The organism is Streptomyces malaysiense (assembly GCF_000980885.2).
GTDB classification, from domain to species: Bacteria; Actinomycetota; Actinomycetes; order Streptomycetales; family Streptomycetaceae; genus Streptomyces; species Streptomyces malaysiense.
This window is the reverse complement of sequence record NZ_LBDA02000023.1, coordinates 1-243: the sequence shown is the minus strand read 5'-3', so window position 1 is coordinate 243 and position 243 is coordinate 1. Positions and strand designations below refer to the sequence as shown.

General features: G+C 68.7%; 1 protein-coding gene. It reads right to left on the bottom strand.

The window, feature by feature from the left end:
* Window positions 1-243 (bottom strand): ketoacyl-synthetase C-terminal extension domain-containing protein (locus VT52_RS11305; protein ID WP_143070869.1); only part of this gene is annotated, 243 nt, incomplete at both ends.

Sequence of the window (243 nt, the reverse complement as noted above, 5' to 3'; positions counted from 1 at the left end):
GTCGGGGTGCCGGTGGACGTGGTCGAGGAGGCGTGCGGCCTGGGCACTCAGGGCCGTCTCGGTCTTCGCCGAGACCGGCCAGGCGAAGACGGAAGGCGCGGCGGCTTCGGTCTCAGAGTCCGCGTTGCCTTCTTCGCTCCCGTCGTTTTCCTGGTTTTCCTGGTCGACCGGGTTGGGCTGGGGTGGTGCTTCGAGGATGAGGTGGGCGTTGGTGCCGGAGATGCCGAAGGAGGAGACGCCGGC